This window comes from Leclercia sp. LSNIH8 (assembly GCF_002920195.1).
GTDB lineage: Bacteria > Pseudomonadota > Gammaproteobacteria > Enterobacterales > Enterobacteriaceae > Enterobacter.
Genome location: NZ_PQJY01000003.1, coordinates 225,173 through 239,584, shown reverse-complemented (window position 1 = coordinate 239,584; position 14,412 = coordinate 225,173). Strand labels below are relative to the sequence as shown.

13 protein-coding genes are annotated in these 14,412 nt (G+C 59.6%); 6 read left to right on the top strand and 7 right to left on the bottom strand.

What is annotated here, in order from left to right; all coding sequences use genetic code 11:
* Nucleotides 1–52: 52 nt before the first annotated feature.
* Nucleotides 53–1,651 carry an ABC transporter substrate-binding protein gene (locus tag C3406_RS09590; protein ID WP_103822047.1) on the bottom strand — a complete coding sequence of 533 codons (1,599 nt, stop codon included), beginning with the start codon at nucleotides 1,649–1,651 and terminating at the stop codon, nucleotides 53–55.
* 281 nt (nucleotides 1,652–1,932) lie between these two features.
* On the opposite strand from C3406_RS09590, the gene C3406_RS09585 reads away from it, so the two are divergent.
* The 3 genes from C3406_RS09585 to C3406_RS09575 are packed head-to-tail and all read left to right on the top strand — an operon-like array spanning nucleotide 1,933 to nucleotide 8,424.
* Nucleotides 1,933–3,279 (top strand): SrfA family protein, encoded by a 1,347-nt coding sequence (locus C3406_RS09585; RefSeq protein ID WP_103822048.1) that lies wholly within the window; start codon nucleotides 1,933–1,935, stop codon nucleotides 3,277–3,279.
* Nucleotides 3,280–3,283: 4 nt separating this feature from the next.
* Nucleotides 3,284–6,265, top strand: coding sequence for a virulence factor SrfB (locus tag C3406_RS09580; protein ID WP_103822493.1), 2,982 nt, complete (start codon nucleotides 3,284–3,286; stop codon nucleotides 6,263–6,265).
* The gene (locus tag C3406_RS09575; protein ID WP_103822049.1) at nucleotides 6,262–8,424 is read left to right on the top strand and encodes a virulence factor SrfC family protein; all 2,163 of its coding nucleotides are present in this window, start codon (nucleotides 6,262–6,264) and stop codon (nucleotides 8,422–8,424) included. Before C3406_RS09580 ends, C3406_RS09575 begins: the two co-directional genes overlap by 4 nt.
* 511 nt (nucleotides 8,425–8,935) lie before the next feature.
* On the opposite strand, the gene C3406_RS26150 is transcribed toward C3406_RS09575, so the two are convergent.
* Entirely contained in the window at nucleotides 8,936–9,109 is a 174-nt protein-coding gene (locus C3406_RS26150; RefSeq protein WP_158250551.1) for a hypothetical protein, read from the bottom strand.
* A gap of 182 nt (nucleotides 9,110–9,291) precedes the next feature.
* Nucleotides 9,292–9,465 carry a GhoT/OrtT family toxin gene (locus C3406_RS09570; RefSeq protein WP_032610845.1) on the bottom strand — a complete coding sequence of 58 codons (174 nt, stop codon included), beginning with the start codon at nucleotides 9,463–9,465 and terminating at the stop codon, nucleotides 9,292–9,294.
* Nucleotides 9,466–9,883: 418 nt separating this feature from the next.
* Between C3406_RS09570 and C3406_RS09565 the strand changes: the two genes are divergently transcribed.
* Genes C3406_RS09565 through C3406_RS09555 form a run of 3 tightly spaced genes read left to right on the top strand, consistent with a single transcriptional unit; the run spans nucleotide 9,884 to nucleotide 10,776 of the window.
* On the top strand, nucleotides 9,884–10,225 hold the full coding sequence (locus C3406_RS09565; RefSeq protein ID WP_103822050.1) for a TehB family protein: 342 nt from the start codon (nucleotides 9,884–9,886) through the stop codon (nucleotides 10,223–10,225).
* A gap of 10 nt (nucleotides 10,226–10,235) precedes the next feature.
* The gene (locus C3406_RS09560) at nucleotides 10,236–10,589 is read left to right on the top strand and encodes a TehB family protein (RefSeq protein ID WP_103822051.1); all 354 of its coding nucleotides are present in this window, start codon (nucleotides 10,236–10,238) and stop codon (nucleotides 10,587–10,589) included.
* Nucleotides 10,590–10,593: 4 nt separating this feature from the next.
* Nucleotides 10,594–10,776 (top strand): DUF1869 domain-containing protein, encoded by a 183-nt coding sequence (locus tag C3406_RS09555; RefSeq protein ID WP_103179704.1) that lies wholly within the window; start codon nucleotides 10,594–10,596, stop codon nucleotides 10,774–10,776.
* Nucleotides 10,777–10,796: 20 nt separating this feature from the next.
* Here C3406_RS09555 and C3406_RS09550 read toward each other — a convergent pair whose 3' ends face one another.
* The 4 genes from C3406_RS09550 to C3406_RS09535 form a co-directional block, all read right to left on the bottom strand.
* Complete coding sequence (locus C3406_RS09550) at nucleotides 10,797–11,063, bottom strand: flagellin (protein ID WP_476629935.1); 267 nt, start codon at nucleotides 11,061–11,063, stop codon at nucleotides 10,797–10,799.
* Between the two features lie 159 nt (nucleotides 11,064–11,222).
* A complete protein-coding gene (patD, locus tag C3406_RS09545) occupies nucleotides 11,223–12,647 on the bottom strand; it encodes an aminobutyraldehyde dehydrogenase (RefSeq protein ID WP_103822053.1) in 1,425 nt (474 codons plus the stop codon).
* A gap of 24 nt (nucleotides 12,648–12,671) precedes the next feature.
* Complete coding sequence (locus C3406_RS09540; protein ID WP_103822054.1) at nucleotides 12,672–13,478, bottom strand: ABC transporter permease; 807 nt, start codon at nucleotides 13,476–13,478, stop codon at nucleotides 12,672–12,674.
* Complete coding sequence (locus tag C3406_RS09535) at nucleotides 13,468–14,412, bottom strand: ABC transporter permease (RefSeq protein WP_103822055.1); 945 nt, start codon at nucleotides 14,410–14,412, stop codon at nucleotides 13,468–13,470. The genes C3406_RS09540 and C3406_RS09535 overlap by 11 nt, the downstream gene beginning before the upstream one ends.

Here is a 14,412-nt window from a genome sequence, read left to right as displayed (position 1 = left end):
TACGGGTGCCATACACAGGCCGGGTAAGGCGAAGCCCCCACCCGGCGCGCTGTCAGTTTACTTTCGCCTTCGAGAAATCACTTCCCATCAGGCTCACGCTGTATCCGCTAATATTGCTGCGGGTAGCAAAGAAGGTTTTGCCGTTGGCCAGCGCAATCCACGGTGCCTGCTGATAGAAGATCTCCTGCGCCTGGCTGTAGAGCTTCGCACGCGCCGCGGGATCGCTGGTGAGCTTCGCCTTCTGAACCAGGTCATCATAGCCCTTGTCGCACCAGCGTGCAGCATTGGAGCCGGTTTTGATGCTGTCGCAGCCCAGCAGCACGTCGGCAAAGTTATCCGGGTCGCCGTTATCCGACATCCAGCCAAACAGGGCGCTATCATGCTCGCCTTTACGCATGCCGGAGAGGTATTCGCCCCACTCATAGGAGACGATCTTCGCTTTAACACCCACCTTCGCCCAGTCGCTCTGGATCATCTCCGCGATGCGGCGCGAGTTTGGGTTGTAAGGGCGTTGTACCGGCATCGACCAGAGGGACACTTCCGCGCCCTGCTCCAGCCCCGCCTGTTTCAGCAGCGCTTTCGCTTTTTCCGGATCGTAGCTGTAGTCCTGCACATCTTTATTAAAGCCCATCATATTCGGCGGGATAGGCGATTTTGCCACCGTGCCGGAGCCCATAAATACCGCGTTGATAATAGCCTCTTTATCGGTGGCGTAGTTCAGGGCCTGGCGCACCAGCACGTTATCAAACGGTTTTTTCTCGGTATTAAACGCCAGGTAGCCGACGTTCAGCGCATCGACGCTGTGAAGGGTCAGGTCTTTGTTCTTCTTGATCACGTCAAACTGCACCGGCGATGGCGCAGGAATAATCTGGCACTCGTTGGTTTGCAGCTTGGCGAGGCGGGTTTCAACGTTCGGGGTGATGGAGAAGATCAGATGTTTGGTCGGCACCGCGCCATCCCAGTAGTTCGGGTTGGCGATATAGCGGATAAGGGAGTCAACCTTATACTGCTGGAGCACATACGGTCCGGTGCCGATCGGCCAGGTATCGACATTTTCCGGGGTGCCTTTTTTCAGCATCGCGTCGGCATATTCCGCCGACAGGATCGAGGCGAAATCCATTCCCCAGTCGGCGAGGAAGGCAGCGTTCGGTTCGCTCAGCACAAACTGCACGTGGTTATCGTCGATCTTCTTCACCTCCTGGATCAGCTTATCCAGGCCGACGTCGTTAAAGTACTCGTAGTTGCCCTGAGAGACGTTGTGGTATGGATGGTTAGGGTCTTTCTGACGCATCACCGAGAAAATAACGTCATCGGCATTAAAATCGCGGGTGGGTTTAAAGAATTTATTGCTGTTGAACTTCACCCCTTTGCGGAGGGTAAAAGTATAGGTTTTGCCATCCGGCGAGATGGTCCAGGATTCCGCCAGCGACGGCACCGGAGTATTTTTGACCGGATCGAAGTTAATCAGGCGGTTATAGAGCACCTGTGAGCTGGCAACAAAGCTCGGGCCGGAGCTGGCGATCTGCGGGTTAAACGACTCCGGTGACGCTTCAGAGCAGTAGATAATGGTGTCGTTATTGGCCGCCCAAGCGGCACCCGCTGGCAGTAATGCGCTTAACGCCAGCGCAAGGAGAGTTTTCCCTGTAGACATGGTTATTACCTGTTTGGTTTTATTATAGAGAATGGTAATAACAGCACAGCACCTGCCCGCAGGCAAATAACGAAACACTATCAGGTTATTCTAAAGCAGTTATTTCCGCTGATTTTCCCGCCAATTGCCAGACGGTGATTTGCCTTAAGGTACATTCAACGTCAAGCACTTTCGACCGCCGCAATGCTGCAAGAAATCGCCCCTTTTGCCGTCTCTTCTGCCGTTTGTTTGCCGGCAGATTTCGTAAAGTAGACGCGTGAAAAAGTCTATGGGACCAAATCGTGGCAAAAACCCTTTTACGCAGCGGCAATCTGGATGATTTTCAGGCCGTTGGCGGCGGCGGACAGGCCGTTTTTGAATCAGCATTGCAAATCCGTGAGGCGCTGCGTCTGCGCAAACAGCAAGCCATTGTCGATTGCCTTGCCATTCCGCAGGTCAATGATGAGGGCGACCGGGTGGACTGGTACTCACCGGTTGAGGGCGCCGTTAAAAGCTGGAAAGCCGCCGATGAAGATGCGCGTTTTCGGGCGCTGCGCCTGCTGGAAGGCACCCTGTCTAGTGTCGAATCCCTGAGCAAAAAATCGCTTCAGTCGCCAAAAACCGCTCAGCAGCTGTTTGGTTCCCTGCTTTCCAAAGCGTTTCAGTTCCCCGGCGAAAACTTCCTCTTCCTGGTTGATGGCAAGCCGGTGATCACCTTCTGGGGTTTTGTGAACCTCAATGAAAACGCGCGGGATGACATTCTCGACTGCCTGCGCGCCTCCCTGCTGCCGGACCCGATGCCCGCGCCAGTGGCTGAGCCCGAACCCGAGCCTGAAACGGCCCCGGCCATCGTCTTCGAAAAAGCCGATGAACCGCTGGTTGCTGCCCCGGCGACGGTGAAGATCACCGCCAATGACCTCTACGAAGCGCAGCCCGCGCCGGTAATGAGCGCCAGCGAGCCAGAGCCAAAACCGGAGCCTGCCGCACCGGTGGTGCAGGCAAAAAAACGTCGCGTTCCGCTGTGGCCGCTGCCGGTTGCCGCCGTGGTGGTGGCCGCCATTGCCGCCCCGCTGCTGTGGCCAAAACAGGCACCTGTCGCCGAGCCGGTCAAAACCGCTGTTGCTGCCCCGGTGGCGATTGAGCCCAAACCCGTTGCCGCAGTTGAGCCTCTGCCACTGAATCTGCCGCTGCATCAGGCTGAAGTGGTGGCCGTTAAAGCCGAAGAGCCAGCCCCTGCGGAACCGGTGGTGATTGCCGCCATCCCGAAAGACGCGCTGGTCATGGACGCGGGCCAGGTGAAAGCCGGTTCAACCCGTTTCCTCAACGGTAGCTGGCGGGTCATGCTGGATGTCACCGATCCGATCACCGGCAAGCCGCCTTCACTGCGCTATCAAATCCAGAACAATAAAGGCTCTGCCCGCGTGGTGCACGGTGACAACGTAGTCTGCCGCGTGGCGGTCTTCTCCGGGCTGCACAGCAACGGTGAGCTGCTGATCAAATCCCGGGGCCACGCCCGCTGCGCTGACGGCTCGCGCTACCCGATGCCGGAAATTACCTGTAAGGCCGGCACCAGTGATGTGGCGGAATGCAGCGCGCGCTACGACGCGAAGACCGTGGTTCCATTGACATTCAGGAAGGCAGGTGCGTGATCCTATGCTGGTAAACCTTTGCGACTACAAACAGAGCGTCACGCTGATTGCGAACAGCGGCGTACAGTTTCTTGATTTTGGCCTGACGCCGCAGGACTCCGCCCAGAGCGGGCGGTTTGTGCGTAAAACCGCCAACGGCCCCCTGCTGCGCCTCGATTTCGATCTGGTGAATGGCCGCTATACCCTGCCCGCTACCAATGGCGGACAGCCGGAAGTGGTGAAACCCGAAAGCACCATTCCGCTTCAGCAGTCGCTGGCGGTGCTCGACGGTGTCTGGCTGCCGGTGCCGTTCCTGCGCTTTAACCCGCCGCGCACCTTCGTTGAGGGCCCGGACAACTGGGCCCGCGTGCAGGTGCGTAAGCTGGAGACCCCGGATAACGCCGGAAACAGCCACCGCGTGACCCTGGCGCTGGACAGCCAGATCGCCGCCCACGCCACCAGCGCCCTGTCGCCGGTGGAAAACGACATTCTCAACGGCACCCGTTTCGCGCTGGCCTGGCGCGACGACGAGGTGGCGAACTTCCTCGACCAGACCTGGATTGACGGCTGGCTGCGAGAGGCCTTCACCCAGTACGCCACCGGCGTGGAGAACCGCGCCGAGCGCGAGCTCCAGCTGGCGATGCGTAACTTTGAGTACCAGGCGCACTGGCTGAACGTTCTGGCAATGCTGGGCGAACAGCTCACGGTGCCGGAAGTCAAATTTGTCACCCACACCCTCAGCACTCCGGCGATCCCGGTGGATCTGATCCTCGATGTCGGCAACACCCACACCTGCGGGGTGATCATTGAAGACCACGGCGATGCCAACGACGGCCTGCGCCAGACCGCCGAGCTACAGGTACGCTCCCTGAGCGAACCGCAGTTCCTGAACGAGCCGCTGTTTACCAGCCGTCTGGAGTTTTCCGAAGCCCGCTTCGGCAAGCAGCACTTCTCAGTGGAGAGCGGCCGCGAAGACGCCTTTGTCTGGCCCTCTATCGTGCGTGTCGGCGACGAAGCGCGCAAGCTGGCGACCCAGCGACTGGGCACCGAAGGCAACAGCGGTATCTCCAGCCCGCGCCGCTATCTGTGGGATGAAACCCCGGTGGTACAGGACTGGCGTTTCAGCCAGATGAACAGCAAAACCCAGCGCGAACCGCTGGCGACCGCCTTCCCGCTGATGAACCTGATGAACGATGACGGCCAGCCGCTGTTCACCCTGCCGCAGGATGAACGTCTGCCGGTCTTCTCGCCGCAGTACAGCCGCAGCACCCTGATGACCCACATGCTCTGCGAGCTGCTGGCGCAGGCGCTGGGGCAGATCAACAGCGTGGCGACCCGTCTGCGTCTTGGCTTCCCGGCGTCACCGCGCCAGCTGCGCACCCTGATCCTCACCCTGCCGTCGGCGATGCCAAAGCAGGAGCGCGAGATCTTCCGCCGCCGTATGTTTGAAGCCATCGCCATCGTCTGGAAAGCGATGGGCTGGCACCCGCAGGATGAAGACTTCTCCAGCCGTAAACAGCAGGAGAAGAGCGTGGTGCCGGTGCCGGAGATCCAGATGGAGTGGGATGAGGCCAGCTGCGGCCAGTTAGTGTGGCTCTATAACGAGGCCATCTCCCATTACAACGGTCAGACCGAAGCCTTTTTCGCCGCCCTTGCCCGCCCGGATCGCGAGCCGGAGCCGGGCTGTCAGCCGGGCCGGGCCCTGCGCGTGGCCTCGATTGATATCGGCGGCGGCACCACCGATATGGCCATCACCCATTACCAGCTCGACGATGGCTCAGGCAGCAACGTCAAGATTACCCCGCAGCTGCTGTTCCGCGAAGGCTTTAAGATCGCAGGGGATGACACGCTGCTGGATGTGATCCAGCGCTACGTCCTGCCCGCCCTGCAAACCCAGCTGCAGAAATCGGGCATTGCCGACGCGTCTCTGCTGATGGCCTCGCTGTTTGGCGACTCCGGGCGCATCGACACTCAGGCGGTGCTGCGCCAGCAGACGGCTTTACAGCTGTTTATGCCGATTGGTCATGCGATCCTCGCCGCGTGGGAAGCTAGCGACGTTGACGATCCCCTCGACGGCCTGCACGCCACCTTTGGCGATCTGCTGACCCGCAAGCCGACGCGCAACGTGATGAACTACCTGCAACAGGCCATCGAGCACGCCCTGCCAGCCGGGTCGGCACCGTTCGACCTGTTTGCCGTCCCGCTGCACGTTAACTTTCGCGAGATGCAGGACGCGATGCTGGCCGGGCACTTTACCCTGGCGGCACCGCTGCATGCGGTGGCCGAGGCGATCTCCCACTACGCCTGCGATATTCTGCTGATCACCGGGCGTCCGGGCTGTCTGCCTGGCGTTCAGGCGCTGATCCGCCATCTGCAGCCGGTGCCAGTCAGCCGGATGGTGTGGCTGGATAAGTACCGGGTGCATGAGTGGTATCCGTTCAGCCAGCAGGGGCGCATCGGCAACCCGAAATCCACCGCGGCGGTCGGGGCGATGCTCTGTAGCCTGGCGCTGGATCTGCGCCTGCCGCGCTTTAACTTTAAGGCGGCGGATATCGGCGCTTATTCGACGGTGCGCTACCTCGGGGTGCTGGATAACACGGTAAATACCCTGCGCGAGGAGAACGTCTGGTATCAGGATATCGACCTCGACAAGTCGGGTGCGAAGCTGGATACGCGCCTGCACTTCCCGCTGCGCGGCAACGTGACGCTGGGCTTCCGTCAGCTGGCGAATGCCCGTTGGCCTGCCACCCCGCTCTATACCCTGAGCATTAACTCGGCGGAGCTGGCGAAATCCATTGCCGGAGACGGGGTGCTTAACGTGCGCCTGAAGCTGTGCGGCGGTAATAAACAGGATGGCCCGGAAGCCTTTGAGCTGAGCGATGCCTGGCTACAGGACGGTACGCCGGTGCCGGCCGATGCCCTGACCTTTAAACTGAATACTCTGGCCGATCGCCGACACAGCGGTAGCCATTACTGGATCGACAGCGGGAGCGTATACCTGAAATGAGAGCCACGACGACCACGACTCAGGCATTAATCGGGTGGATCAACGCAACGCGTCAGCACGCCCCGCTCCTCGATAACGACGCCGATGCCCTGCTGGCGAGACTTGCGGTGGCCGACGCGCGGGAAAAGGCCATTCAGCGGGCGCTGAGCGCCGGGAGCACCATCGGGTTATATGGTCACTCCCAGGCGGCGAAAGCCCATCTGCTCGCCACCCTGTGCGGCAGCGACAATCAGCGGATGAACGTGATTGTCGGCCAGCGAACCTTCGACTATTTTTCACACATCAATCCCGGCCACGCCCTGACCAACATGGCGTTGCGTTTTACCCCCACCGCAACGGAGGTGGCCGATGACGCGTTTCCGCTGCGCCTGAGCCTGCTCACCGAAGCTGAACTGGTGCAGGTGTTTCTGGCCCGCGCCACGCTCCCGGCGGTGGATAAATCCGTTATCGAGGCGCGTCTGGAGAAATGGCGCGCCCTGCGCCAGCCTCAGAGCGTACCGGGTATCACCTCCGCCGACGTCGGCACCATCGCCCGCTACTGGCGCGACACGGTGCCCGCCGCCGCCCAGCAGATGGACGATGCCCTGTGGCACCAGTTTGCCCTGCTGCTGCCGTCGCTGGATCTGAGCACCCGCGCCAGCGTCTGGTCCTTACTGTGGGGCGAACAGCAGGAGCTGACCCAGCAGTGGCTCAAGCTGGCGCAGATTCTGCACCAGACCAGCCACGCCCAGGCGCTGGCGGCGCCGCTGAGCCTGCTGGTGGATAATTTTGGCCTGCCGACCGAAGGGTTCCTCACCCGGGGCGATATCGCCCTGCCGGAGGTCCAGCAGGCGGTACTGCATCCGCTACACAACGGCGAGCTGCTTAACGCCATCAGCATCCCGCTGGATGTGCTGGCCCTGCTCACCCGGGAGCTGATCCTGCCGGTAGAAAACAGCGCGCTGGCTGGAGTGGATATTATTGATATTCCGGCCCCGTCAGCGCAGCCCGATTCACCGCTGGCCCAGGCGAAACTGCAGTGGCTGCTGGAGCACTATCGCCAGCAGCTGCAGCCGGATGTCCTGGTGATCTGCAATGCCACCGCCCATCACGGCCAGACCGCCCGCACCGCGAAAATGTTGCTTAACTGGGTGAAAGCGACCCAGCCGGGCGACGATGCCGCCCTGCCAGGGCTGGTGTGGGCGATTACGCCCCAGGACGCGCGCTTTACCCGCCGTTCCAACCTCGACGAAGCGGTGCAGCAGTTGCTCGGCAAACCCGGCCAGCACTGGGGAACGTTGCAGGCGCTGGACAGCAGCAGTATGCAGCGGGCGATTGAGTGGTTATCCCAGGCGACGCTGCCCGCCCAGCGCGAGACGCGTTTGCAGGGGTTACGCCAGCAGCATCAGCGGGAACTGTATCAGCTGATGCGGGGGTATCTGGCCCCGCTGACTCAGGATCCTGACGCCCAGCGCGGCACCGCCGAAGCGATGGTGCGTGCCCTGCAGGGGAGCGCCGCCCGTCACGGCGAGCTGCTGGAGGGGTTACTCCCGCCGCTGCGCGCCTTTGAAACGCTGCTCGCCGTGCAGCAGCCGCGCGAAGAGCAGGTCAACGGCCTGTTTACCGATGCCATCGACCTGTTTGCCGACAGCACCCAGGATAGCGATGAGATGTTGCAGCCGACGGACAAAGCCCGTCTGGCCCATCAGGTGTGGATCAACCATCTGCGCCAGTGGAGCCGGGATGAAGCTGTCGCCAGCCGTCTGGGGCTGGATACCGCGATCCTGCAGCAGATTGGCGATGTGCTGGTGATTGCCAGCTATCGTCTGAACCTGCTGGCGCAGCTGAAAAAGATTGTTGATACCGATAAAAGCAGCGCTGCACAGCTGCATGCCGCACTCGGCAATTTTGTGGGATGGGTAGGCTACGCTCAGACACCGGCTTCCGCCCGCCCGGCCAGCCGCATCCGCAAAGGGCAGCCGGTGTTTGTCACGCCTGTGGTTAACAGCACTGCGCCACGCTTGACCCGCCTGGGAGAGCAGCCGGTGCATGCAGCCACGGCCTATGTCTATGACTGGCTGGTGGCGCTCTATACCCAGGCGATTGATAACATCGGGTATCAGCATCCACATGATATTACCCATGACGATCGCAGAGCGTTGCAGGCCTTGCTCGCCTGATCTGGTGCAAGAACCTTAGCCGGTAAGACACGGCACAGGAGCGGTCTGTACCCCTCTAATCCACCTTTCTCTCGGTGGGCTGAGGGGAACATGCGGCAGTGAAGGTGGTTCCGTTCACCATACTTTCCTTGCTTCTCTGTAAACCGCGTCACCCGTGAACGTGTTAAGGGGGCTATCGCCGCCCCCTTAACAATCCCGGCTCCCGGCAAAGAAAATCGCCGCTTCGCGGTGGCCCTCAGCTTATTCCTTCAGGCTTTCGGGTCGGGCACCAGCCTGCATCCATGCAGGCTATGCCCTCTCGGCGCGTCCCTGCGCCCCGCCCCGGCCTTCCGGAAACGCTTCGGCGATTTTCAGCCGGACGAGGGAGCCGCTGTAAGCCTTTTATTATTACTGGGTTATTTCATTGCTTTAACATTCGTGTCGGGTTTTGTAGGCCGGGTAAGGCGAAGCCGCCACCCGGCAGTGTTGCGCCGGGCGGCACTGCGTTTGCCCGGCCTACAAACTCAGTTGTTCAACGTATCAATTGCCACGTGTCCATCCGGCGTTTGCAGTCAGCGTTGAGCGTGTCGGCGTAAAAACTTACCCGGTAATACAGCAGCCCTTCCATCACGCGCGCCAGCTTTTCGGCAGCGTCGTCGGTTTCCAGTAGCGTCTGGGCAAAGCGCTCGCAGTGGTTCGCCAACACGGTGAAATCGGTATTGTGAGAGTTACTGCGGCCCCTTGACCGGCTGAAAATCGCTGAGGCGTTGACCGCAGGCCGGAGGAGGCCGACCGTGCCACTGTTTTCTGTGGGGTTCCCTCCACTTTCAGAGAGAAGAAGTAAACCGTGCGAATTTGCCAGGGAAACAACAGACCGTCAGGAGTAAGCTAGAAAAGCGAAATCAGCAGCGCAACCGGAAAACTCATCGGCCAGGTGGAGCCCACCAGAAAGGCGCTCAGGAAGCGGATACGTTTGCGATCTTTAGAGAGAAACCAGGTGATAAGCGCGCTGATGGCCGCCATGACGGCGTAAAACATTAACATCTTTTGATACAACGTCATTTCAAATACCCAATGTGCTGTTCAATAACCGCGCGCAATATGCGACATATGTTGATATGGATCAAGCATTTTTGTTACACATTATCCACAGTTTTCGCGTGGTAATAACAGTTAGGTATATCTTGCTACAACTTTTTGGCGGGAGCTGGCGGGACAAACGCTGACCAGGACCGCATTTTGCGGCCCTGGAAGTCCGGTTCTACTTCTTAACCGGTTGAGGCTTTTTGTTACCCGAATCGGGTACTTTCCGGGATTTGTCTTTATCAACTTGTAGCATCAGACTCTCCTTTGTGGCCTTCGACGTAGATAAGTATAGCTTGGAAAAAGAACCCCTTTTAAAGTTGCATTTAAAATGCAATTTATGATACAAAATAGCCATCACCCGAGCTGTAATGACCTCATCCACAGGGAGGACGTTATGCTGCGTATTCCGCAACACTCTATTCACACCCGTTCCACACCGTTCTGGAACAAAGAGACTGCCCCGCCGGCCCTTTTCAGGCGCCATCTGGATACCGGCACCCGTCCCGGCGTCTATCCGCGTCTTAGCGTGATGCAAGGTGCAGTGCGTTATCTGGGTTATGCCGATGAAACGTCACCCGACCCGGACACCACGTTGATTATTGAAAGCGGCCATTTTGCTGTTTTCCCGCCTGAACGCTGGCATCACATCGAGCTGATGAGTGACGATACCCTCTTTAATATCGATTTTTTTGTTGAACCCGAGGTTCTAAAATTTGCCGGGCGTTCTCACGCCTGAGGAGCTAACGATGTTACGTATTCCTGCCAATTTTGTGCATACCCGTGCCACTCCTTTCTGGACTAAAGAGACTGCACCCGCCGCGCTTTTCACCCATCACAACACCAAAGCGGGGGTCTATGGCCGTCTGTCCGTGATGCAGGGCGCCGTAAAATACTTTGGATTTCCGGACGGCGACGCCACTGAACCTGATATGGAGCTGTTGATTGAAGCCGGCAGCTTTGGTATTTCTCCGCCGCAAAAATGGCATCGAATTGAACTCATGACCGAGGACACCGTGTTCAATATCGACTTTTTTGCCGATCCCGAGGTGACGCTGAATGGCGCAGGTCTGGGTAAAGTCGTTAATACCCACAAGGAGTAGCATCATGGGCAAAGCAACGTATACCGTTACCGTCACCAATAACAGCAATGGGGTGTCGGTGGATTACGAGACGGATGCTCCCATGGAGCTGCTCGTCCCGGATGTCGCTGCCGACGTGGTGAAAGAGCTGGTGAACACCGTGCGCGCCTACGACACGGAAAACGAGCACGAGGTGTGCGGCTGGTAGATTACCGCGCCGCTCCCTTCTTACATTTTGAGCAGTTCAAGCACCGTTTGCGGCACCTGATTCGCCATTTTCAGGGCCGCATTCTGGCTCTGCTCCAGGATCTGCGCCCGGGCGAGCTGGCTGGCCTCGGCGGCATAGTCGGCATCCTGGATGCGACTGCGGGCGGCCTGCATCGCCACGCCCTGCTGCGAGAGCACCGCTTTGCTGGATTCAAACCGGTTCATCATCGCGCCATACTGCCCCCGATAGCTGCTCACTTTCTCCAACGCGGCATCCAGTAATCCCATACATTTTCTGGCCCCCGCCTCGGAGGCCATATCGCTATTTTCCAGCTGCAGCGTCTTTAAATCCGTCGGGGCCAGCTAAATATATTTCTAAGTTAATGTATTCAATAAAATATATTATTGCGCGCCGGTTGCCGTGCCGCAACCGGCGCTGGGCACAGATCAGTGCTTAAACATGATATGACGAACCACGGTGTAATCTTCCAGACCATACACCGACATGTCCTTGCCGTAGCCCGACATTTTCATCCCGCCGTGGGGCATTTCGCTCACCAGCATAAAGTGGGTATTCACCCAGGTGCAGCCGTACTGGAGGTGGGCGCTGACGCGGTGCGCGCGGCCCACGTCCTGGGTCCACACGGAAGAGGCCAGCCCATACTGTGAATCGTTAGCCCAGTTCAGCACCTCCTCTTCGTCGTCGAATGAAGTCACGCTCACCACCGGACCAAACACCTCCCGCTGGACGATGGCATCCTCCTGCTTCGCCCCTGCCAGCACGGTGGGCTGGAACCAGTAACCTTTACCGTCGTGCTTGCTGCCGCCGGTGATCACCTGTACATGTCCCAGGGCTTTCGCCTCATCCACCGCTTTGCACACCCGGTCGAGATGCGCCTGGGAGCTTAACGGACCCAGCTCGGTGCTCTCGTCATTCGGATCGCCGATCTTCAGGCTGGCGACCGCGGCGCCCAGTTTTTCCACAAGCGCGGCGTATATCCCTTTTTGGGCGTAGATACGACAGGCTGCGGTACAGTCCTGCCCGGCGTTGTAAAAGCCAAAGGTGCGTACCCCCTCCACCACCGCGTCGAGATCGGCATCATCAAAGACAATCACCGGCGCTTTACCGCCCAGCTCCATATGGGTGCGCTTAATCGTCGAGGCGGTATGGCCGATGATATGTTCGCCGGTGGCGATAGAGCCGGTGAGCGACACCATGCGCACCTTTTCGTGCCCGGTCAGCGGGTCGCCCACGGTTTTACCCCGGCCAAACAGCACGTTAATGACCCCGGCCGGGAAGATATCTTTTGCCAGCTCTGCCAGCTTGAGGGCGGTGAGCGGCGTGATTTCAGAGGGTTTGAGCACCACGCAGTTACCGGCCGCCAGCGCAGGAGCCAGCTTCCACGCCGCCATCATCAGGGGATAGTTCCACGGCGCAATCGAGGCGACAACGCCAACCGGGTCGCGGCGAATCATGGAGGTGTGCCCTTCCAGATATTCTCCTGCCGCCGAACCGTGCAGGGTACGCGCCGCCCCGGCAAAGAAGCGGAACACGTCGGCAATCGCCGGGATTTCATCTCCCCTCACGCAGTGCAGCGGTTTGCCGCAGTTCTGCGACTCCAGCCGGGCTAAGGTGTCGGCCTGAGCGTCGATGGTGTCCGCCAGTTTCAGCAGGCATTCGGCGCGGCTTTTCGGCGTGGTCCGCCCCCAGCTGGCAAACGCGCGGTCCGCGGCCTGCACAGCTGCGTCCACCTGGGCGGGAGAAGCCTCGGCGATCTCCAGCAGCACCTCACCGGTGGCAGGGTTATAGACCGGCTGCTTTTCCCCTTCGCCGTTGACCAGTTCACCATTAATCAGCAGTTGAGTTTGCATAGCTTTGTCCTGTTTCAGTCAAGGTTATTTCCCGCTTCCGGCTACGTTTTCGCCGTCGCGGGTCAGCCACCAGGCCCCCAGAATGGGAATGGCAGTCACCAGCATAACCAGCAGTGCCACCACGTTTGTTACCGGTACATCGCGCGGACGCCCAAGCTGGTTTAACAGCCACAGCGGTAACGTGCGCTCATGTCCGGCGGTAAAGGTCGTCACAATAATCTCATCGAACGACAGGGCGAACGCCAGCATGCCCCCCGCCAGCAGCGCCGAGCCCAGATTGGGCAGCACCACATAGCGAAAGGTTTGCCAGCCGTTGGCACCTAAATCCATCGAGGCTTCAACCAGGCTCCAGGAGGTGCGCCGGAAACGGGCAATCACATTATTGAACACCACCACCACGCAGAATGTGGCGTGACCGAGAATGATGGTAAAGAAACCGGGCTCCAGATTAATGGTCTTGAACGCCGTCAGCAGCGCCAGACCGGTGATGATCCCCGGCAGGGCGATAGGCAGGATCAGCATCAGCGATACCGCGTTCTTGCCAAAGAACTCCCGCCGCCATAACGCCGCGGCCGCCAGAGTGCCCAGCACCAGCGCAATGGCCGTCGACAAAGCCGCGATTTTAAGTGACAACGTCACGGCTTCAATAATGTCGCTGCGCGTCGCCGCGGCACTGAACCACTTCAGCGTCAGCCCCTGTGGCGGAAAACTGAAGGCCGCGTCCTCGGTATTAAAAGCATAGATGGCAATAATCAGCAGCGGGAAGTGGAGGAAGATCACCCCGCCCCAGGTGGCGATTTTCAGAAACAGCGGTGCGCGTTCAGAGTGCATCAAACGCTCCCAGGCGCTTCACGAACGCCAGATAGAGAGTAATGAGAACAATCGGCACCAGCGTAAAGGCCGCCGCCATAGGCATATTGCCAATCGCCCCCTGCTGGGAGTAGACCATCTGCCCGATAAAGTAGCCTGGCGGCCCCACCAGCTGCGGCACGATGAAGTCGCCCAGCGTCAGGGAGAAGGTGAAGATCGACCCGGCAGCGATGCCCGGGATCGCCAGGGGCAGCACGACATAGCGGAAGGTCTGCCGCGGCCGGGCGCCGAGATCGGCTGAGGCCTGCAGCAACGACGGCGGCAGCCGCTCCAGCGCCGCCTGCACCGGCAGGATCATAAACGGCAGCCAGATATAGACGAATACCAGAAAGCGCCCCAACCCGGAGGTGGAGAGCGTACTGCCTCCCACGCCCGGCACCGTCAACAGCGAGGTGAGCAGCGGCTCCAGCCCCATATGGCTGAGAAACCACTGTGCCACGCCATCTTTTGCCAGCAGTAGCGTCCAGGCATAGGCCTTGACGATATAACTGGCCCACATCGGCAGCATCACCGCGATATAGAAGAAGGCTTTCCACTTTCCGTGGGTGTAGCGCGCCATATACCAGGCCATCGGGAAGGCCAGAATCGCACTGCCGATGGTGACAGCAATCGCCATCGTCAGGGTACGCAGGATGATGTCGTAGTTGGCAGGATTAAACAGCGCGCGAATGTTGGCGAAGGTCAGATCCGGCGTGACCGCCATGGTGAAGTCATCGAAGGTGTAGAACCCCTGCCACAGCAGGGTGAACAGCGACCCGAGATAGACAATGCCAAACCACATCAGCGGCCCGAGCAGGAGTAAAAACAGCCCCAGCGACGGCCTGCGCCAGAACAGCGCCGACAGACGCCCCGGCAGGCCGTGCGAAGCTGGTGGCGGCGAAACGCTCATATCCAT

Excerpts from the sequence above, each read along its gene's own strand:
- C3406_RS09590 (WP_103822047.1), bottom strand. The coding sequence starts at position 1,651 with ATGTCTACAGGGAAAACTCTCCTTGCGCTGGCGTTAAGCGCATTACTG.
- C3406_RS09580 (WP_103822493.1), top strand. The coding sequence starts at position 3,284 with ATGCTGGTAAACCTTTGCGACTACAAACAGAGCGTCACGCTGATTGCG.
- C3406_RS09575 (WP_103822049.1), top strand. The coding sequence starts at position 6,262 with ATGAGAGCCACGACGACCACGACTCAGGCATTAATCGGGTGGATCAAC.
- C3406_RS09570 (WP_032610845.1), bottom strand. The coding sequence starts at position 9,465 with ATGACGTTGTATCAAAAGATGTTAATGTTTTACGCCGTCATGGCGGCC.
- C3406_RS09565 (WP_103822050.1), top strand. The coding sequence starts at position 9,884 with ATGCTGCGTATTCCGCAACACTCTATTCACACCCGTTCCACACCGTTC.
- C3406_RS09560 (WP_103822051.1), top strand. The coding sequence starts at position 10,236 with ATGTTACGTATTCCTGCCAATTTTGTGCATACCCGTGCCACTCCTTTC.
- C3406_RS09555 (WP_103179704.1), top strand. The coding sequence starts at position 10,594 with ATGGGCAAAGCAACGTATACCGTTACCGTCACCAATAACAGCAATGGG.
- C3406_RS09550 (WP_476629935.1), bottom strand. The coding sequence starts at position 11,063 with ATGGGATTACTGGATGCCGCGTTGGAGAAAGTGAGCAGCTATCGGGGG.
- patD (WP_103822053.1), bottom strand. The coding sequence starts at position 12,647 with ATGCAAACTCAACTGCTGATTAATGGTGAACTGGTCAACGGCGAAGGG.
- C3406_RS09540 (WP_103822054.1), bottom strand. The coding sequence starts at position 13,478 with ATGCACTCTGAACGCGCACCGCTGTTTCTGAAAATCGCCACCTGGGGC.
- C3406_RS09535 (WP_103822055.1), bottom strand. The coding sequence starts at position 14,412 with ATGGATATGAGCGTTTCGCCGCCACCAGCTTCGCACGGCCTGCCGGGG.